General features: G+C 44.3%; 10 protein-coding genes. 2 read left to right on the top strand and 8 right to left on the bottom strand.

Going from position 1 to position 21,167, the window contains the following annotated elements:
* The first annotated feature begins 1 nt into the window (after position 1).
* Positions 2-835, top strand: coding sequence for an amidohydrolase family protein (locus tag ACKI5J_RS05195; protein ID WP_407427207.1), 834 nt, complete (start codon positions 2-4; stop codon positions 833-835).
* A gap of 32 nt (positions 836-867) precedes the next feature.
* Positions 868-1,881: a zinc-binding alcohol dehydrogenase family protein gene (locus ACKI5J_RS05190; protein ID WP_407427205.1), complete on the top strand. Its 1,014-nt coding sequence runs from the start codon at positions 868-870 to the stop codon at positions 1,879-1,881.
* A 237-nt stretch (positions 1,882-2,118) separates the two neighbouring features.
* On the opposite strand, the gene ACKI5J_RS05185 is transcribed toward ACKI5J_RS05190, so the two are convergent.
* The 8 genes from ACKI5J_RS05185 to ACKI5J_RS05150 form a co-directional block, all read right to left on the bottom strand.
* On the bottom strand, positions 2,119-3,798 hold the full coding sequence (locus tag ACKI5J_RS05185; RefSeq protein WP_407427203.1) for a sodium/sugar symporter: 1,680 nt from the start codon (positions 3,796-3,798) through the stop codon (positions 2,119-2,121).
* Between the two features lie 253 nt (positions 3,799-4,051).
* A complete protein-coding gene (locus ACKI5J_RS05180; protein WP_407427201.1) occupies positions 4,052-4,972 on the bottom strand; it encodes a glycoside hydrolase family 43 protein in 921 nt (306 codons plus the stop codon).
* Between the two features lie 96 nt (positions 4,973-5,068).
* A complete protein-coding gene (gene galB / locus ACKI5J_RS05175; protein ID WP_407427199.1) occupies positions 5,069-7,498 on the bottom strand; it encodes a beta-galactosidase GalB in 2,430 nt (809 codons plus the stop codon).
* A 66-nt stretch (positions 7,499-7,564) separates the two neighbouring features.
* Positions 7,565-8,932 carry a hypothetical protein gene (locus ACKI5J_RS05170; protein ID WP_407427197.1) on the bottom strand — a complete coding sequence of 456 codons (1,368 nt, stop codon included), beginning with the start codon at positions 8,930-8,932 and terminating at the stop codon, positions 7,565-7,567.
* A 33-nt stretch (positions 8,933-8,965) separates the two neighbouring features.
* Positions 8,966-10,552 carry a RagB/SusD family nutrient uptake outer membrane protein gene (locus tag ACKI5J_RS05165; protein ID WP_407427195.1) on the bottom strand — a complete coding sequence of 529 codons (1,587 nt, stop codon included), beginning with the start codon at positions 10,550-10,552 and terminating at the stop codon, positions 8,966-8,968.
* Between the two features lie 17 nt (positions 10,553-10,569).
* On the bottom strand, positions 10,570-13,719 hold the full coding sequence (locus tag ACKI5J_RS05160; protein WP_407427193.1) for a SusC/RagA family TonB-linked outer membrane protein: 3,150 nt from the start codon (positions 13,717-13,719) through the stop codon (positions 10,570-10,572).
* Between the two features lie 30 nt (positions 13,720-13,749).
* Positions 13,750-16,596 carry a TIM-barrel domain-containing protein gene (locus tag ACKI5J_RS05155; protein ID WP_407427191.1) on the bottom strand — a complete coding sequence of 949 codons (2,847 nt, stop codon included), beginning with the start codon at positions 16,594-16,596 and terminating at the stop codon, positions 13,750-13,752.
* 132 nt (positions 16,597-16,728) lie between these two features.
* Positions 16,729-20,844 (bottom strand): two-component regulator propeller domain-containing protein, encoded by a 4,116-nt coding sequence (locus ACKI5J_RS05150; RefSeq protein WP_407427189.1) that lies wholly within the window; start codon positions 20,842-20,844, stop codon positions 16,729-16,731.
* Positions 20,845-21,167 lie beyond the last annotated feature (323 nt).

The raw sequence follows: 21,167 nt of genomic DNA, 5'->3' as shown, positions 1-21,167 counted from the left end.
TATGTTAAAATTAGATTCACATCAGCATTTCTGGCGTTTTGATCCGGTGCGCGATGCATGGATTGGTGATGACATGCGTGTCATTCAACGGGACTTCCTCCCGGAAGATCTCCAGCTTGAGCTTGATAAGCAATCCATTAATGGCTGTATTGCAGTGCAATCCGATCAATCCGAAGCGGATAATGCTTTCCTCATAGAACTCGCGTCCATGCACCCTTTCATCAAAGGTGTTGTTGGATGGGTTGACCTTCAGGCGGAAAATATTGAGGAGACCTTGCAATTCTATAGCCAGTATAAAATTATGCGGGGCTACCGTCACGTTTTGCAGGGGGAAAGTAATCGAGCATTGATGCTGGAACCTGCATTTAAGCGGGGTATAGGGTTTTTGAAGCAGTTTGGTTATACTTATGATCTTTTAATTTTCAGAGATCAACTGTTTTATGCCTCTGAGCTATGCTCTACTTTTCCGGAGCAAAGCTTCGTACTAGACCATATAGCCAAGCCAGACATCAGGAACCAGGCTATTAATGACTGGATACCGGGCATAAAAGCGTTAGCAAAGAATGCTAACGTTTACTGTAAAGTTTCAGGGATGGTTACCGAAGCAAACTGGACGAGCTGGAAGAATGAGGACTTCTACCCTTATCTCGATGTCATATTTGAATCTTTTGGAATTGAACGGCTTATGTTTGGTTCCGATTGGCCGGTTTGCAATGTAGCCGGTGGCTACTCTGCGGCGACTGAAATAGTCGAGGGCTATTTGTCGCAGTTTTCGGAAGAGCAGCGAGCACTATTTTGGGGTGGTAATGCTGCCCGCTTTTACGGTATAGATTAATTTATTTTAGATTTGCTGCTCAATATTTGTTAATGAAAAAACTAGTTTGTACGACTCCTGGGAGCTTTAGCTACCAGGAAGGTGAATATCCTGCACAACGCGAGAATTACTCTATTCTCAAGATTAAGCGTATTGGAATCTGTGGAACTGATCTGCATGCATTTGAAGGTTCACAACCATTTTTTGAATATCCGAGGGTTTTAGGGCATGAGCTTGCTGCCGAGTTCATTGAAGGCGATAACGCTGAAGGGTTCACTCCTGGGGAGAAGGTGACTTTCATACCTTACTTTAATTGTGGTAAGTGCATTGCATGTCGCTCGGGCAAAGGTAACTGTTGCACCAGCATCAAAGTTTGCGGTGTACATATAGACGGTGGAATGGCCGAATACCTGTCGGTCCCATCTTACTCTCTTATTCACGGGGAGGGTCTTAGTGACGATGAACTTGCTCTTGTAGAACCTCTGGCGATTGGTGCACATGGCGTGAGCAGAGCAGATGTAAAACCAGGAGAATTTGTACTGGTGATCGGAGCCGGACCAATTGGTCTGGGCATCATGGAGTTTGCACGGATTGCAGGCGGCAAAGTAATATCGATGGACATCAACGACAACAGGCTATCCTTCTGCAAAGAGAAACTGGGAGTTGGTTATACTATCAATCCTATGACCGATGATGTTGATGCCAGGCTTAAAGAAATCACAAATGGAGACTATCCTACTGTAGTAATTGATGCTACCGGCAGCCAGCGAGCGATAAATAACGGGTTCATGTATATGGCTCACGGAGCGCGGTATGTATTGGTGGGGCTGCAAAAGGGCGAACTAATTGTGAGTCATCCTGAGTTCCATAAACGTGAAGGAACCTTAATGAGCAGTAGAAATGCTCACCGTGAAGATTTTGAACATGTTATACGATCCATGAAAGAGGGATTAGTAAACCCTGCTACTTACATTACTCACCGCGTTAAGTTTGACGAAGTCAAAGATCAGTTTGAGTCTTGGTTAGACCCCAAAAACGGCGTTATAAAAGCTATGATTGAAATGTAATCTTTCAAAGAAATTAAATAAAAAAGCCGGGCCTTTAAAAGGCCCGGCTTTTTTATGTTGCCTATCTCAACATCAAAATATTTTCTGGTGGCTACGTAGTAAAGAAGCACCCATGCTTTATTTTAATCTGAGCGTTCTCATCTCTCTGCGCGCAGATTCCGTCTTTGGGAGATTAAAAAAGAAGGCTATCTCGTTTAAACAAGATAGCCTTCTTTTTTAATTTGTATTGAGCACTACTTACCAGAAGATGGTATAAAGTGCTGTAAGAATTCCAATTACCAGGACTGATCCTGCAATAAACGCCGGGTGGCACCTGAACATTTTGGTGTCTACTTCAAGAGAAACCGGTTTAACACCATTTCTGCTTTCATACATACTGATGAGGTACATACCTACCATACAGATTACAAATACGAATCCCATTCTATCTAAGAAAGGAATCTCTACTAGACCTGAAACAGCACTCTTAACTGCGAATCCGTAAGGAATCAGGAAGCTCAGATCAACCCATTCAGGCATAAACTTGAACACCAATGAGAATAAGAAACCACCAACCGTTGCAAATAAAGCAGCGCTGGAAGTAGCTTTTTTCCAGAAAAAGCCTAGAATAAACATGGCGAAGATACCAGGGGAAACAAACCCTGTATATTCCTGGATATATTGGAAACCACCTTTTTTATCGATCCCCAGGTGAGGTGCGATGACAACACCAAGAATCATGGAAACAATAACACTTAGCTTGCCAACGTTAACCAATCTTTTCTCACTCGCCTTGGTATTGAATACTTTTTGATAGATATCCAGCGTGAAGATAGTGGCAATACTATTAGCCTTACCCGCAAGCGATGCCACAACAGCAGCCGTCAAGGCCGCAAAAGATAAACCCTTAAGACCTGGAGGAAGTAAATTCAATAACACAGGATAAGCCCTGTCCTGATTAAGTTCACCGTTCATTGTCATATCTGTAGGGAATGTTCCTGAACCTTCTTTATACAGGATATATGCTGCAATACCAGGAAGAACCACGATAACAGGCATAAGTAATTTCAGGAATGCAGCAAATAAAATACCCTCACGGGCAGTTTTAAGATCCGCACCTAAAGCACGTTGAACAATATACTGGTTACATCCCCAATAATTCAGGTTCACAATCCAGAGACCGCCAAGTAATACGGTAAGACCGGGAAGATCCAGGAAGTTTTCGTTCTCCTGCTCCAGAATCATTTCGAAGTGTTCAGGAGCCTTATCCATCATATGACTAAACCCACTTAGGACGCCAGAACTGCCGTAGTGTTCGGCAACAAGGTTAAGTGCCAGATAAGTAGTAGCCAAACCTCCTAAAATGAGGAAGAATACCTGAATAACGTCTGTATAACCGATAACTTTCATACCTCCCAAAGTGATAATGATCGCAAAGAAGGCCAGGAAATACATACAGACTGTCAGACTGATACCCGAGATTGCACTCACTGCGATAGCCCCCAAGTAAAGGATTGACGTTAAGTTTACTACCACGTACAGCAATAGCCAGAAAATGGCCATAACCATTGCTACCGTTCCATTGTATCGCTGATGGAGGAACTGCGGCATAGTGAAAATTTTATTTTTCAAGTAAACCGGAATGAAAAAGACGGCGACGATGATCAGCGTCAATGCAGCCATCCACTCGTACGCAGAAATGGCTAATCCGATCTGGAAACCAGAGCCGCTCATGCCCACGAATTGCTCGGCAGAAATATTTGAGGCAATAAGTGAGGCGCCAATTGCCCACCAGGTTAAAGATCCTTCTGCGAGGAAGTAGTCCTTTGAGCCCATGCTGGCGGCTTTTTTACGATTATAGATCCACAGTCCATAACCTGCTACTATCACAAAATAGATAAGAAAAACAATGTAATCCTTCGTGTCAAGCGTATTCATCTGGTTTATATATCTGTTTAATTATTTACAATATTCCCTCATTGTGCCCTTTAAGATCATGATTCCTTTCAATACTGATCTGTGACAATTCCTTAAGTGTGGTTGCTAGTAAGTGTCCAATAAACACCATAAATTTCTGCGCCTCAAAGTAGGAATATTTCTCTAATTAATCCGTAATTATTTATTATTTATGTCTACGCCCGATTATCAGAGCTTTATTGTTTTTTTTGACAGAATGTCGGATGACGGACTACTACTTAATCCTGGCAAATTCCGCTTCTGTTATCGTAAAGATTGTTCCATGACGGATTCCTTCCGGCATACTGATCCTATCTGACACGTCCTTCCAAACCTTCAAATCTTTCGAAGAGATAGCCCCATACTTGTGATCTCTGTATTTATCGAAAAAAAGGAGCCACTGTTTGCCCTGTCTAAGTACTGTAGGGCCTTCTGCCCAGTAATTGCCGGTGATCGGCTCACCTGCCCTTGTATAAGGGCCTGTGAGACTTTTGGCAAAAGCCATTTTTAAATTCTTTTGTGCCGGCTCGCGAGTCTCATCTTTAAGAAACATGACCCACCTGTTGCCATCTTGAACTATAGACGCATCTATGACATTGAATCCAGGATCATAGAGCAGTTTCGTGTCGCTGAAAGTCTCGAAATCGCTGGTAGTAGCATAATACATACGGTGATTATAGCTATCATCTGTAGCCACCTGAGTTTCCGGAAACCGTCCAGTTATTGTGGTTGCCCAGTAGATCATATATGTCTTTGACCTGCTGTCGTAGGTAATTTCAGGTGCCCAAGTATTCCTGGCACCTTCTTCATGCTGCATCACGGGAATAAACTTCTGTTCAGACCAGTTGACGAGATCTTCCGAATTGGCGTAACCAATACCCTTATCTGTCCAACTAACCGTCCAAACCATGTGAAACTTCCCATCTCCGCCTCTTATAATACACGGATCGCGCATCAGTTTATCTTTTCCGACCTGGGGTGTCAGAAATGACTTGTCGTCTTTCAGTGCCTCCCATTTATAACCATTTCTGGAGTAAGCGAGATGTAAGCCATCTTCGCCATTGCCTTTAAAATAAGAAAACATATAAACGTTTGCGTTCTGGGCGAGAGCCGAATAGGTTAACAACAAAAACAAAACAGAACAAAATCCTTTCATAACGGTAGCTTATCGATCAGTTAATTAAAACGGCAAGATATTAGAAATTCAATAATAATCATACCTTTTTATTCCCGGGCCAGATCCATGCACTCACTACTTCGCCTTTATCACAAGCTCCGCCGTCTGCAGACCTGAGGATGAAGCCTCAATCCTTATGTCGCCTTTTGATCCAGATGATTGAACGATAGCGAGAGCTAGCCCGTTGAACGCTTTCCGATTGTCAGCTTTAAACCGCTCGTGACTAGTTGGGCTGCCATTATCCGCTGCATTCAGAAAGCCCTTTCCTGACACCTTAAATTGTACCAGATTGTCCGCAGATGGGACTATATGCCCCTTATCATCAAGCACCTTCATCGTAACGAAAGAAAGATCCTTTCCATCTGCCGAAATGTTACTCCTGTCAGCAGTCAGCTCAATCTTAGCAGGCCTCCCGGCTGTGTGCAGATTCTTTGTCAAAACGTCAACCCCTTGCCTACGGGAAACAGCATGCAAATGCCCACTCTTGAAGGGAACACGCCACTTCACATGCATATCACCACCTATTTTATGTTTCAAGCCAAGCGACTCTCCGTTCAGAAAGAGCTCGACCTCATCAGCCTGACTATAGTACGCCACGACATCAATCGTATCCCCTGCTTTCCAGCTCCAGTGTGGATAAAGATGAAGTACAGGCTTATCCGTCCACACGCTCTTATAAAGCCAATATACATCCTTGGGGAAACCTGCGAGATCTATTATTCCAAAATAAGAGCTCCTGGCTGGCCAAGGATATGGTGTAGGTTCACCTAAATAGTCGAACCCTGTCCATACGTACATACCTGAAACATGCGGATGGTCATGAAGTGCTTTTAAGCTTTCCTCGTGCGTAGAGCCCCACGGAGTACTCACATGGTCATATGCAGAGACGGTGAAGTCAGAATTGCCTCCACCTTTGATAGGCTTATCCCATGCCTCCGGCCACCGTCGAATAGAATCAAAGGGGACCGGGTCATAATGCCCTCTCGTTTGTAGTGCCGAAGTACTTTCCGTGACAATCAACTTCTTCCCCGGCCAGTGCTCATGAAATTTCTCCCAAAGCCGATGATTATAGTTATAACCGACCAAGTCGAAGGCTCCGGATTTAACTAGATTGTTATAAGTATTTACCTCATTATTAGCCGTTGTAATGACACGGGTAGTGTCCAGGCTCCTGACGATTGCCACCAGCTGTCGCGCAATCAACCGTCCTGTAGTGTCACCTTTCAGCTCGTCCCCCCATTGCTCCGGAATTTCATTCCCAACGCTCCATATAAAAACGCTGGGATGGTTCCTGTCACGTCGGATAATATCCTCCAGGTCCCTGCGATGCCATTGGTCCCAATTCAGATGATAATCAAACGGATTCTTTTGCTTCTTCCACACGTCGAAGGTCTCATCCATCACGATGAACCCCATCTTATCACAAAGCTCGAGAAGCTCCGGAGCAGGAGGATTATGCGCTGTACGCAGGCCGTTACATCCCATTTCCTTAAGAATCTCCAACTGCCTTTCAGCAGCGCGCCAGTTAAATGCCGACCCGAGTGCGCCAAGATCATGATGATTGCATACTCCCTGGATTTTAAGCGGTACACCATTCAATATAAAGCCTTTTTTACTGTCAAATTTAAAGGACCGGATGCCAAACTTCGTTTCATATCTATCTGTTAACTTCTTACCGATGTATACATAGCTCACAGCTTTATAAAGCACTGGTTTCTCAACCGACCATAACTGCGGATCTAAAAGTTCCGTTTGCTGATTAAAGAGCACAGATTTCCCGGACTCTGCAGCTTGAGTATGCCAAACAGATGCAACCTTTTTGCCCTCGCCATTCTCGATAACCGTATTCAGTCTTATTGAAGTTTTTTCATTGGAAGCATTCAGAACGGTTGTTTCCATCGATACAATTGCCCGTTCCTTAAGAACTTCTGGAGTAGTCACAAAGGTGCCGTATTGAGGTATATGCAAAGCATCAACCTTTATCAATGAAACCTTTCTGTAGATCCCTGATCCAGAATACCATCTGGAATTAGGTTGCCTGGAATTATCGACTTTTACTGATATCACATTCTTCTTTCCTAACCTCAGATATCCCGACAATTCATACCTGAACGAAATATACCCGTTAGGGCGTTTCCCCAGATAATGCCCGTTAATCCAGACTTCACTATTGTGATACACCCCGTCGAAGTCCAGGTATATCAAACGTCCTTTATCTGATGCAGAAACCTCAAAACTTTTGCGATACCAGCCGATTCCTCCCGGCAGAGCACCGCCACCCGGTGTAGCGGGATGATCTTTGCTAAAATCTCCTTCAATGCTCCAGTCATGCGGTAAATTCAAGGATCGCCAGTCGTCATCCTTAAACGCGGTTTTGTCAGCACCGGGAACATCTCCCAGATGAAACTTCCAGGATTTAGTAAAGTCAACAACCTGCCGCGGATTATCTTCAGCACGCAGAAAATGAGGAATAGAAAAAAGCAGTAACAATAGCAATCTGAACATATCGGATGGAAAAAATAAAAAAGACCCCTGCATCGAACAGGGATCTTTACAAACCAACTAAACCAATTATTTTGAACCTAACACATAATGAAAAGCAAACCACTCATCTTTTTCTGCAGTATAAGAAGTACCGAACCATATGCCCTTATTGGCCTCCTTACCTGGGTATGCCTTAACTACCTTAAACACATTTTGGGTCGGGTTCATCCAGCTTTCAGGATTCTGAATCAACGTGTTACCAATTAAAGTCACTTCGTTCGTTTCTTCATTAATGGTGAACTGCCCTGTGGTGTAAATACCGTTCTGATTACGGGTATAATTTTGGCCGCCGAGACGATCAAATAAAATCCAGGAACTACTGGCTACAGCATCCCAAGAGTTGTTCCAGCCCCAGTCTCTTGAATCATTTGATGACTTCGTCCAACCCTTACCCTTTCCGATCCAGTCAACAGCATTCCCGCTACCGTCCAGGAGCCACATTCGTCCGGAAGCACTGCTGCCCGCCAGCATATTTAGTAATTCTCCCCGTTTGAAAGTCGGGTTAAAGCCTTCATCGGGACCGGTTTCTACGGGAACCCAGTTATCTGAATATTCTTTCGAGATGAAGTTGTAGACCAACATAGCAGGGCCCTCTCCGTCAACGTCCTTATCACGCAACACGCCCAGGCGAAGACTATTTTCACTTATCTCGATTATCTCGTATTTCGACCAGTTGCTCACACCTGTAATCCCGTTTTTCGAAGGCTTGTATGAACGCAGGATAGTTGCGCCATTCAGCGTAAGCGTTTTTGTTGCAATACTCAGAGAGAAAGTTCCATTTTCTTTCAATCCTCCTTCTATCAGCTTTTCATTCCTGAAGAAAGGTCCTCCCTTAAGACTGAAAGTCATCGACCCATAATCTCCCTGCTCCATAACACCAGGATAAACGTCCGCTGGTGCGGGCCACCACCACACCTCGCTGAAATTAGCCGGGTTAAGGAACGTAATCGGCCCTGCCCCCATTTTACCCTCTGTATCCAATAACCAGACTTTCTCATTTCCAGGTCCGCCAGTCAGGTCAATCCACTCCTTGTCTTGCACATAACTCAGGTTATCGGCAGAAACCACCAGGGGAACAGAATCAAGTTTAACCTCACTTCCACCAGAAAGCACCGAGAACTTGACCATATAATTGCCTTTGAATGCAAACCTAACGGTGTCTCTCATTCTAGTAGATCGTCCGGTACCGTAATCCCATATTGGCAGAACGCCTTGGGTCTCATTTGTAAGGACTACCGTATTACCTCCGGGATCCGCCGCCAGATCCTGAACCACTGTAAATTTCACGTTCGACTTATCAATTGTCGGTTCCAGGTTATAACTCTCCTTCTGGCATGAGATCATGACGACGAGCGGCAAGAAGAGAACAACGAATATTTTACTGAAGCGTATCATATCTATATTTTTTATATCCATCCTGTTTTTCACTTACCAACCTGGGTTCTGTTTTAAAACACCATCAGACAACGTAATCTGAGTGTAGGGGATTTGCTGCAACCCTCCGGTTTCCACAATCTTGGAGGCAGTTATTATCTTTGGAGCACTTAGACCCGCACTTAACAAGGTTGTGTTTTCTGCAATCTCCTGTGCCGCGACACTAACTCCGCGGCGCAGAAGATCCCAATACCGGATTCCCTCGAAAGCAAACTCCAGTCTGCGTTCTTTCATAATGTTATCCTGTGTAACAGCGAGCGGAGTAAACGCATCCTGATATGCACGCCTTCGCACATCGTCAAAATAATCCTGCCCGTTTGCACTTCCCAGCTCAGCAGCCATCAGTAAGACGTCTGAATAACGTATAGAAACATAATCCTGAAATTGACCGATCATGAAGTTAACTGCTCCTCTGCTTACCGCAACACTATTACCAGCTTCGTCTACTAAGGGCGAATATTTCTCGACGTAGAATCCGGAATATTCTCTTTGCTTACTTTGATTAGTAAACCCAACGTTCTCAGCAGCTATTGCGATTATGGAAGGTGCCCTGCGGGTATCGTTAGCGGTATAAGCATTATAGAGCTTCGGATTTACCGTACCAAAACCCCATCCGTTTCCATATGGAAACACAAACTGCTCACGCATTCCAAACATCACCATCCAATGGTTTCCATCTGTATTTCCATCGTAATCGCTGGTATAGGTGTATTTAATAGCAAACACAGTCTCCTTATTGTCTTCGCCTTCATAAGCGGCAAGAGAAGAAGGCCAGAGATTAGCAAAGTTGCTCACGAGACTATATCCACCAGCCGAAATGACATTCTCCAGATAGGCTAGAGCTTCTGCTTTGCCAACAACGCCAACGAGGTCAGGTTTTGCATAATAGCCTGTATAATAAAGAAACACCCGACCCAACAATGCCTCGGCAGCAAACTTGGTTACCCTTCCATGAGTAGCAATTGGTTGTGAGCTATAAGCTGTAGCAGGCAGATTCTCGGCGGCAAACCTCAGATCGGTCGCTATTACCTTATATACCTCGTCGGGCGCAGATTGCGACAGATTCTCGGCCGAAGGAGTCGTTAGAAGTGGAATATTGCCGAAAAGCCTCACCAAATCAAAGTACAGGTAAGCTCTTAAGAACCGAGCCTCTGACTCATAGGTGCTCCTTAGTGTCGCGTCTGATCCCCATTCTATTTGATCCATCTTACTGATCAATACGTTACAACGATAGATAGCCTTATAATATGCAGTCCAGTTAGGACCGAAATTATTCTGATCGGAAGGTGAACGCAGCTTGTCAAACTCATCAATCATCTGATAATTGTAACTGTCTGAAGCTCCCCCGCCGCCGAAGCAATTATCAGACATGATTTCAGAAGCAACCGGAAAGCTCATTCCTTCTCCCCACACAGATTGCAACCCATCGTAGCACCCTACTAAAGCTTTATATGCATCCTGGGGAGTTTTATAGTAATTGGTTTCAGTTACTGATGTGATCGGTTCGACATCAAGGAAGTTTTTACAACCTTCCACCGATAAAAGAGCCAAAGCAAGCACATATATCTTTAATGTTTTCATTTTTTTCAGGTTTATGGTTAGAAACGAATGTTAGCACCTACAAGGAAGGTTCTTGGACGGGGGTAATAACCGAGGTCTATACCAGACGAAAATCTGTCCCTCTCTCCATTGTCAATTCCATATCCGATCTCAGGATCCATGCCGGTGTACTTAGTGAAGGTGTAGAGGTTCTGGGCTGATGCGTAGATTCTTACCTGACGTAAATAACCTTTCTTAATCACTTTTCCGAAATCATAACCCAACGTAATGTTGTTAATGCGCAGATAGTCGCCCTTGTGTACATACAGATCCGAGAAATTGATCCAGTTACTCGAATTCTCTGTAACCCTTGGCATGGTGTTCGATGAGCCCGGGCCATGCCAGCGACCTAAAATTGACGTAGTATAATTAGCATATTGATTAGCCTGGTTACGGTAAGACTGTACGATTTCGTTACCCATTACGCCAGAGGCGAGGACTGAGAAGTCGAAGGCTTTATGGCTGACAGACAAGTTGATTCCGTAAGTGTAGTCAGGATTTGGATTCCCGATCATACCACGGTCGAGGTCATTGATAACCCCGTCGTCATTAGCATCCACGTAACGTACGTCACCAGGCTGAGCCGATGGCTGAATGAGCTGATTTCCTGTTGAACGGTGAGCGTTTACGTCTTCTTCAGACTGGAATATCCCGGCTGTGGTCAGGGCCCAGAAGTAGCCTATCGGAAACCCCGTCTGGGCACGGTAAAACTCTCCTGAATTATCAAAAAGCTGGTTGGTAGCACCATGAATAATACCATCAGAGGTCGGAATTTGCGTAACTTTATTCTTGTTGTATGCTCCGTTTACTCCGATGGTATACCTGAAGTCACCTGCAGCACCGTCATACGAGACACCAAGTTCTATACCTCTATTTTCTACATTACCGCCATTGATGTAAGGCGCGTCTGCACCTGCTGTTGCCAGGATTGGAGCGGCAATCAACCAGTCTTTAGTCGTCTTATTATACCAGTCGAACGTCAGATTAATCTTGTCTGCAAGCAGGCGGGAGTCGAATCCCAGATTAAACTGTTCAGATGTCTCCCATTTCAGATCGGGGTTACCAAGTCTGCTCGGATAGGCCCCTGGAGTAAGCTCTCCCTCCGTATTGCCGAAACTGTAATTTGTATTGGAAAACATAACTGGTGCAAGGTATTGGAAAGCGATAATGTTTTGATTACCCACCTGCCCCCAGCTTGCTCTCAACTTCAGGAAACTCAGCCAGTTTTTTGCGGGAGCCAGGAAAGATTCATTAGTCAACACCCAACCGGCTGATACAGACGGAAAATAGCCCCATCGGTTCTCTTTGGAGAATTTCGATGACCCGTCTGCACGGAAAGTCATATTCAGAAGGTATTTTTCCTTGTAATTATAATTCAGCCGTCCGAAGTACGAAAGTCGCTTTTCTTCGAACACTGTCGGGCCCTGATTACCCGGACGGTTGGTTGGCCCGCCTCCAACAGAGATCGTCGCCCCATTGGTATTCAGCGCGTTAGACAACCATGCATGTTGGAGGTCATTGAAGATAAGATCTGTATTTACACCCCAAATAACCGAACGATCAGAATGAAAAGTTGAAGATCCGGCAAGCAACTCAATATGGTGATCTGTGTTTACATGGAAATTATAGCTTAGTAAATTGTCAAACAGCAGGGTCTTTCCTTTTCCCATGGATTGGTCTACTCGCGTCAAATCACTGAAAGAATAGATAGATAGCTCGTAAACAGGAGTAAAAGACCGGCTCTCTTCTGCAAAATAGTCGATACCGAGGCTCGTACGGAACTTCAGATTTTTGACCGGCTCTACTTCAAGATACAGATCGCCGATCAACCGCTGATTATTTCTGTCGTTCTGATTCCCGTACACCATCGCAGCATAAGGGTTAGACTCCCCATTATACCAAGTCGAATTTTTGTTGTTAAAAAAGTTACCAGCTTCATCATACATCGGCACAAACGGGCTGGTATTGAACGCCCCTCTTAGTGAGTTGCTATATTGGTTGCCAACGCCAATACCGTTGCTGGTAATGTAATTAAATGTCAGATGCTGACCCACTTTCAGTATATCATTATAGAGATTATGCTCTGAATTTATCCGAAAATTGTAGCGGTCATAATTAGATAGGTCCTTACCTCCTACAATGCCCTCCTGGCCGGTGTAAGATAAAGACGTTGAGAAAGTCGACGACTCGCCACCACCCTGAGCGCCAACAACATAGTTCTGGGTTATCGCATCATTCACAAACATTTCATCTATCCAATTAGTACCTGTGCCCATTTCAGCGATCTGTTGAGGGCTGAAACGAGGGACCTTTCCTGCATTGACAGCTGCTTCGTTCATAATCGAAGCATATTGTTGTGAGTTTAACATTTTAGCCTTACGTGCAACGTCCTGCAAGCCGGTATAAGAATCAATAGTGACAGACGCTGATTGCCCCCTTTTACCACTTCTGGTTGTCACCAACACAACGCCGTTAGCCGCCTGCGATCCGTAAATAGCAGCTGAGGCAGCATCCTTCAATACGTCGATCGACTCAATGTCTGAGGGGTTCAGGTAATTGATATTTGGTGTCTGCACTCCGTCGACTATGTACAGCGGACCGGAGTTGCCGATTGTGCCAACCCCCCTGATGATGACCCTCATGCTCTCGCCAGGCTGTCCAGACGTAGACGCAATCTGAATCCCGGGAGCCTGCCCCTGCAAAGCCTGTAAGGCATTCGTGGTGCTCTGCTTCTGAAGATCCTCTCCTCTTACCTGAGCTGTTGCTCCTGTCACCAGCTTCTTTTTCTGAACACCGTAACCCACAACAACCACTTCTTCGAGGGCCTTAACATCATCGTCCAATTGCACATTGATGACATTGCCTATACCTACCCGCACTTCTTTACGCTGGTAACCAACTGAGGTGATTTCCAGCACATCGCCAGTGCTGGCACTAATACTAAATGTACCTTGTAAATTAGTGCTTGTACCTCCTTGTTTACCCTTCACTTTTACCGCTGCTGACGGCACAGCTTGCCCGTCTGATACGCCGGTCACTTTGCCGGTAATGGGACGGAGCTGCGCATATCCCTGGATGCTGCACAGCATTAAGGATATGAAAGCCCATAAGAGAACTTTCCTTTCTTTTTTTGTAATTGTTGGTTCCATCGCGATTCTATAGGTTAGTAGTTAATTCGTTCAAATCCTTACGCTCACTTTTTGTCCGTTATAGCTTAGCTTTTGTTTTGGTGCTGAATCAAAAGACAAACTGCGTTTAGCACGGGGAGTCACCACGAAAACTTCAAACGTCCGGTGCTGAAGCATTCCTTTGAAGCTACCCTCGCGTTGTCCAATGGTAAGCGTTTTGTCTTTTTCATTATAGGTAATAGGAATATTGGAAAAAGCATTCTTCTCGTAATTGTAATTTGTTCCTTCATCCTCATAAAGAGTGAAAGAAGCATCTCTTCCAGTATATACATACAGCCTGATAGGATCAGCAGGTTTTTCAGAGGCATATTGAAGCTCCGGACCAAAAGGCAGAATAGAACCTTCTTTTACAAAAAGAGGCATTCTCTCATAAGGGGCGTCTGCCACGATCCTTTGCCCGCCCTTCAGATAATTTCCTGAGTATAGATCGTACCATCCATTCCCTTTCGGCAAGTATACTTCTCTGCTCTTCGCCTTATATTCAGATACCGGGTTGATCAGTAATGAAGGACCAAACATATACTGATTGTCGATATTTTTAACCGCATCGTCCTGAGAGAAATCCATCACTAAACCACGCATCATGGTATAATGCTGATGGTATGCATGGCCTGCCAGAGAATAGATGTAAGGCATAAGCCGGTAACGCAACCTATTATAATATAACATACTGTTATAGGCAGGATGCCCCTCAGGCGCAATGTTATAGATCTCTCTGAACGGGAACTGCCCATGCACCCGGAAAATCGGGGTAAAGGCACCAAACTGATACCAGCGCGCATTCATCTCACGCCACTCGTTCAAATCTTCTCCTTTTGCATTCTCAAAACGGCGCTCAACGGAAAAGCCGCCAATATCCATAGTCCAGTATGGCAGTCCCGACATAGAGAAGTTGACACCTGCTGAGATCTGGTCTCGCATATCGTGCCAGCGGGATGAGATATCGCCGCTCCAGGTAACGGTAGCGTAACGCTGCGTGCCACCATAGGCGGAACGAGTGAGGATGAAAACTCTGTCTTCAGGATTTTCCTTACGCTGACCCTCATAGATGCCTTTCGCATTTAGCAACGGGAAAGCATTGAAGTATCGTGCGCCTGAACCAAGAGAGGGCGTAAAGATGGTCTTCCGCGTTTCTACAGACAGGTTAGAATGAATATCCGGTTCGGTAGCGTCAAGCCACCAGGCGTCAATACCTTTCTTGTATAACTTATCGTTAAGAAGGTTCCAAAAGCCCACCCTCGCTTCCGGATTGAAAGGATCATAGAAAGTTGATTTATAACCCTTTCCTATCCAGTCCCTCCTTCCGTCTTCAACGTTACGTGTATATAGCCATCCTTTCTTTGCGAAATCGTTATACGCATCGGTACCTTGGTAAAATTTCGGCCATACAGAGATCATGAGCCTGGCATTGTACTTGTTGTGCAGATCAGAGATCATCTTCTCAGCCGAAGGAAAACGCCGCTCATCAAACTCCTGACTTCCCCATTGATCCTCCTTCCAGTAAGACCAGTCCAGCACAATATTATCTAAAGGAATCTTCTTATCGCGAAACGTCTTAACAGTATTCAGAATCTCCTCTTGCGTCTTATATCGCTCACGGCTTTGCCAGAACCCCATAGCCCACTTGGGTACAATAGATGCCCTACCTGTAAGTAAGCGGTAGCCTGCGATTACTTCATCCAGATCTTTTCCTGCCACAACGTAGTAGTCAATGTGATCTCCAGCCTCTGATGAGAAAGAGAAGTGATTCTTCTCTTTCTCAGAGATGGGACTTTGCCATTTGAGCGACAGGTATGATTCTCCGCCGTCAGGTATCCATTCAATTACCATTGGATATTTACGCTTCTCCTGCAGAGAAATCTGCAACTCGATCGCCCCGGCGTTCCAAGGCTGACGCCATCTGTCGGCTTGCAGTTTCCCGTCTATCCATATTTTGATATAACCGGCATATTTGAATAAAAAGCTATGCACACCTGAATAGGGAGATTCGATAGCACCCTCCCAGCGCACCTTCCCGTTGATGAGCTTAAAGCTGTCGGGGAAATTTTTCAGGTCTTGTAAATACGAATAGTCAATATCCGACTCAGCGCGAACTATCGCCTCACGGCTATTTTTCAGATCCGAATACGTAGCTGTTAACCAACCAACCTCTCCGGATTTTGAATACAATTTCAAGCCTGTCAACGGTCGAAACCTACGGATGTCGCCTACTTTGGTGATGGAATAATTATCCCACAGTATTCCATAATTGTTAGTTGAAACAACAAAAGGAATGGCCACGTCGGTATTATACTGCAATAAGTCAACTTGATGCCCGCGGTAGTTCATCACCCCGTTTTGATGCTGACCCAATCCGTAGAAACCTTCAGTGTCTCCTACCTCAAAACCCTGCCTGATTTTGTAAAACTTATCGCCTGAATGAGAATCTGCAACAAATGTCGAAGCATCCCTTTCCAGCTCGGCTACGATTGGCTTACCGGCAGCATCTGCAAAACTCACCTTGCCGCTTTGTAGCTCGACAACGGCCTGCATAAAACGTGTTTTAAGAGTTATATGACTCGGACTCTGGATAAAATCCCAGGTTGCACTTTCTTTAGGCAGCACATCAGGCACCATCAGACTCTTGCTCGCAACCGGAGCTCCTAAGGGAGCTGAAGTTATCCGGATGATATTGTCTGAGATAACTTTGAGTGTGATGGTTTGACCGACAACAGCCGTTTTACCATTCAGTGTGATGGCGATGCCGTCGCGTAATTTATTTACATCAACATTTTGACCTGATACAAATACAGAAGATGACAGACAGAATAAGATAGCGACGAAGATATTCCTGTGCATAGCAATTGGTTAGGGTTTAAACTGGTTAACATTGAGAGGTAAAGCTATACGATGCTCTTCTCGAACAGGGTATGGAAATGTTAATATTTGGGTACAATAATGTTAACGGGCCGTGGCATTGCGAAAAAACGGCTATTTGCCTGCCTCCTCGACTTCCGTCGAACTGCTCGAAACGCCGTGAGCTTTGAGATAAGATGAGGGAAGTACGCCGAACTCTGCCCTGAAGTACTTGGCGAAAGTCTTCGGATTATTAAAGCCTGCTTCATAGGCAATTTCAGCCACGCTAAGCTGTGACTTCTCAAGCAGCCTGGCCGCTCTTTTAAGACGCATACTCCGGATAAACTCAATGGGAGTTTGCCTTGTGAGTTGTAAAAGCTTTTTGTACAGCGCAACCCTGCTCATGAACATGTCTTTGGCAAATTCCTCAACAGAAAAATCAGAATTGGAAATGTTCTTTTCAATGATTCGCAAGGCTTGCTGAATAAAACGTTCGTCAGCGGACTGTACGTCTATTTCACTTGGCTTTACTTCGACTTGCTTCTGATAGGTTTTCCGCATAGACTCCTGCCGGATGAGCAGGTTCTTAATCTTCGACAATAGAATTTCAAAATTGAACGGTTTAGTCATGTAGTCATTAGCACCTGTTTCAATTCCCCGTAGAACCTGCTCTTCTCCCATTAGAGCTGTCAACAGAATAATCGGAATATGGCTGGTGCGGTTATCACCCCTCAGTTTAGCACATAGGTCGAGTCCATTCAACTCCGGCATGCTGACATCCGACACGATCAAGTCCGGATGCATTGCCAAAGCCTTATTCCAACCAGTCCTGCCGTTTGACGACTCTAAAACGTTATAAAACTGCTTAAGGTTGTCTTTCAGGTAAAAACGGAAGTCATCGTTATCTTCAATCAATAAAATTGTGGGCTTTTTCCGATTCAACTTCAGTTCCTCCTGGTGATTTTCCAGATGCGATACCAACTTTGGCACTATGACCGGTTCAATATAGAAATGTTCATTGCTGTTGACGGAAGTAGCCACCAGCGGGAGTTTCACAATGAAACAGCTGCCCTTGCCAGGTTCACTCTCTACATATATGTTTCCATTATGTAGATGAACGAACTCTTTTGTTATAGAAAGGCCGATACCGCTTCCCTGATTGACCATTGACCCCGGAACATCGTTTTGAAAGAACCGCTCGAAGATCTTTTCCTGCTTATCAGCCGCAATTCCAATTCCGGTATCCTCAATCTTGACTTCAACATTTGAATTCTGATCTTCCACCGGCTCGCAGTTCACGGCCATGCTTATTTGCCCGCCTTCAGAAGTGAACTTGAAAGCATTAGACAAAAGGTTGAAAAAAATACGCTCCAGCTTGTCGTGATCGAAGTTTGTTACAAATGAACTCAGGTTTGACCGGAAAATATACCTAATATTCTTCTTCTCTGCCAGATCTGTAAACGACTGAAAGCTTTCATACGCAAACCTGATGATATCGTCTTCCAGAGGCTGTAACTTCAACTCTTTAACTTCCATCTTTCTAAAGTCCATCAGCTGATTTACGAGATGGAGGAGACGGCGGGCATTTCGCTGGATATGTGTTAGATGTATCTTAGCATTCTCCTCCCGATTCTCCTTAAGAAGCTTATCTAAAGGTGCCAGGATCAATGCCAATGGCGTACGAAATTCATGGCTTACATTGGTGAAAAACTTGATTTTCACCATGTCCAGTTCGTGCATCTGTTGGGCCGACTTGCGCTCCTGCTCCAGTGCGAATTGCGCTTTTAACTTCCGTATACCCCGCTGTCTGAGGTAGTACAAAAATCCTGCAGTGGCCAAAACGTATAGGATATATGCAGGGGTAGTTTTCCAAAAGGGCGGTAGAATCTTTATTTTCAGGTAAGCTCCTTCACGACTCCATAATCCATTTTCATTAGCAGCTCTAACCTTAAATGTGTACTCTCCCGGATCGAGGTTGGTAAAAGTAGCTTTGCGATCCTTACTATCGGTGGTAAACCACCTGTCGTTGAAACCTTCAAGCATGTAAGCATATTTGTTCTTCGCTGCGTTCGCAAAATTAAGCGCCGCAAATTCTATGGAGAAGAAGCTCTGGTCATAATTTAGCCGAATATCATGAGTTAGTGTTATTGATCTGTCTAATATAGTATTACGTTCAATCAGCTGGCCGGGCCTTACACTAGCATTAAACAGCTGAAAATCAGTAAAAACCACTACGGGATATTTTGTATTTTCTTTGATAATCTGCGGATTAAATAGATTGAAACCGTTTGCCCCACCAAAGATGAGCTCTCCACGGCTCGTTCTAAGTGCAGCATTCTCGTTAAATTCCATGCCTTGCAAGCCATCAAGATCATCGTAATTTTTAAAACGAATATCGAAGTCGCCATCTCTTTTTATTAATGTAAGTTCAGAAATACCTTTAGTCGTGCCCAGCCAAATATGTCCGCTTCTATCCTCAAGAAGGGTAAGTATTGTATTGTCGGGCAACCCATTGTCGACCTTTAAAACGTGAAACCTGCCATTTGACGGATCATACAGGTTTACGCCTTCTTGCGTTCCTATCCATATTAGGCCTCTGCTATCTTCGATCAGAGAGAGTACATTAGTATTGCTCAGCCCGGCGCTCCGTTGTTGGGATACAGAATAATGCTTAAAACGACCTGCCTTTTTCTGCAGGATATCTACTCCTGCATCAGTTCCAACCCAGATGTTGCCTGCCCTATCTTCCAGCAACGCATTGATATAATCAGACCTTACTGAATTCTGTTTACCAGAACGAAAGTGTTTAAATGTTTTAGTTTTCCGGTCAAACAAATCGAGGCCTCCATGTAAAGTACCCACCCAGAGATTACGCTGCGAGTCTTCCATTATTTCCCAAACACGGTCATCTGAAAGGCTGGAAGCGTCGGTCTCGCTGTGCCTGTAATTACTGAATTTCTTGCCGTCAAAGCAGTCAAGTCCGCCAAAGTAGGTACCTATCCAGAGCTTTTCATCATGATCAATCCATAAACTAACCACCACGTTATTACTGAGAGTATTATTATCACCCGGACGATGTTTGTATCTTTTAAACGTATTTTTCCTTCTGTCAAAATATATTAGTCCGCCACCGTTGGTTCCTATCCACAAGTTGCCGTGCTTGTCTTCGACAAAACGGTTCACATCATCATAAGGGAGGCTGTTAACTTCTTCCGGCCTATGCCGGTAATGAGCAAACTTGATTATGCTTTCATGGTAATAACTCAGTCCCTTCTTAAACGTGCCCACCCACATAATACCGGTATCATCCCTGTAGATCACAGGCGTACTGTTTTGAGCCACACTTTTTTCATCAGCTTCTCGATTGACAAGGAAACTCAAAGAATTTCTCTTCTTATCTAGAAGATTAATACCGCCATGGTCTGTTCCTAGCCATATTATGCCTTTCTCATCTTGACTGACACTGTAAATATTGTTGGTGTTTAGACTGGGATAACTAACAGTTGAATAGTGCTTTATAGATTCATCTTTGTAGTTTATCAGATAAACACCTTTCGGCTTATCTGCTGAATAGATCCATACATCATCATCCCGATCTATGAAAATTTTATAGTTAGCTGGTTCGGTGATACGCTTGCTGTAAACTTTGGAATGCGTTCCGGAGATATAACGTTCGACTTTCCCCGAAGCATCTACTGTCCAGACGCAGCCGCTGCTGGCTATGGCAACAGAGGTAATCGGAGATAAACCGGTTTTGGCTATTAGCGCTGATTTAGTGTTACTCTCGTCAAACTTGTACAAACCAGTTGAAGTGATAACATAAAAAAGGCCCTTCCCATTACCTCGAATGTCCGTCAACGAGCCTTTTATACCTTTGGAATCCAGATACTTTTGCGGCTTTCTTTCAAACGTTTCCATTTGAGGATCGTATATAACATAACCCTCTCGTGTATTTACCCACAGTTTATCGTGAGGTCCTGATTGTATGTTCAGAATATTATCATCGTTGATGGTAGTTGAGTCGTTTGCTATATGTTTGAATACCTTAAACTTGTACCCGTCGTATCTGTTCAGGCCAGACAATGTGCCAAACCACATGAAACCTTGACTATCTTGGGCGATACTGTTGATCTGATTATGTGAAAGACCTGAGGAGATATGCAATTGCGAAAACTGGTACTTATTAGGTTGTGCCCAAACCGTTCCCCAGAAAAGCAGGATGGAAATAAGTGTAACGGTTCTCGCGAACATGCAAATTTGGTTAGTTAAAAGAGTCCTTCTTTCATTCGAAGATAAGTATTAATTGTGCCATTTACATGTGGTTAGAGACAATTATGATGTGATTGGGCGTAGGAAAGATAAGGACTCAATATTCTTCGTGTCAATAGTATAGTCAGAAAATATAGACCAACAAATGCGGGTGGAGAAGAACGACCGAGCAGCAGCCGACACAACGTCGGCTATCAATATTTTTTGGTGAGAAGAGGCTTAGAATACTCTTTTAATCCATCTGTACTACGCTCGTCGGACAAGCACATGATTATATATAGCGAGCATTAGATACAACAAGAGGC

It is taken from the genome of Arcticibacter sp., assembly GCF_045629565.1.
GTDB lineage: Bacteria > Bacteroidota > Bacteroidia > Sphingobacteriales > Sphingobacteriaceae > Arcticibacter.
The sequence above is the reverse complement of the archived record's forward strand: the minus strand, read 5'-3'. Positions and strand labels throughout refer to the sequence as shown.

Bases quoted from the DNA above. Each gene is read 5' to 3' on its own strand.
- ACKI5J_RS05195 (WP_407427207.1), top strand. From the start codon at position 2: ATGTTAAAATTAGATTCACATCAGCATTTCTGGCGTTTTGATCCGGTG.
- ACKI5J_RS05190 (WP_407427205.1), top strand. From the start codon at position 868: ATGAAAAAACTAGTTTGTACGACTCCTGGGAGCTTTAGCTACCAGGAA.
- ACKI5J_RS05185 (WP_407427203.1), bottom strand. From the start codon at position 3,798: ATGAATACGCTTGACACGAAGGATTACATTGTTTTTCTTATCTATTTT.
- ACKI5J_RS05180 (WP_407427201.1), bottom strand. From the start codon at position 4,972: ATGAAAGGATTTTGTTCTGTTTTGTTTTTGTTGTTAACCTATTCGGCT.
- galB (WP_407427199.1), bottom strand. From the start codon at position 7,498: ATGTTCAGATTGCTATTGTTACTGCTTTTTTCTATTCCTCATTTTCTG.
- ACKI5J_RS05170 (WP_407427197.1), bottom strand. From the start codon at position 8,932: ATGATACGCTTCAGTAAAATATTCGTTGTTCTCTTCTTGCCGCTCGTC.
- ACKI5J_RS05165 (WP_407427195.1), bottom strand. From the start codon at position 10,552: ATGAAAACATTAAAGATATATGTGCTTGCTTTGGCTCTTTTATCGGTG.
- ACKI5J_RS05160 (WP_407427193.1), bottom strand. From the start codon at position 13,719: ATGGAACCAACAATTACAAAAAAAGAAAGGAAAGTTCTCTTATGGGCT.
- ACKI5J_RS05155 (WP_407427191.1), bottom strand. From the start codon at position 16,596: ATGCACAGGAATATCTTCGTCGCTATCTTATTCTGTCTGTCATCTTCT.
- ACKI5J_RS05150 (WP_407427189.1), bottom strand. From the start codon at position 20,844: ATGTTCGCGAGAACCGTTACACTTATTTCCATCCTGCTTTTCTGGGGA.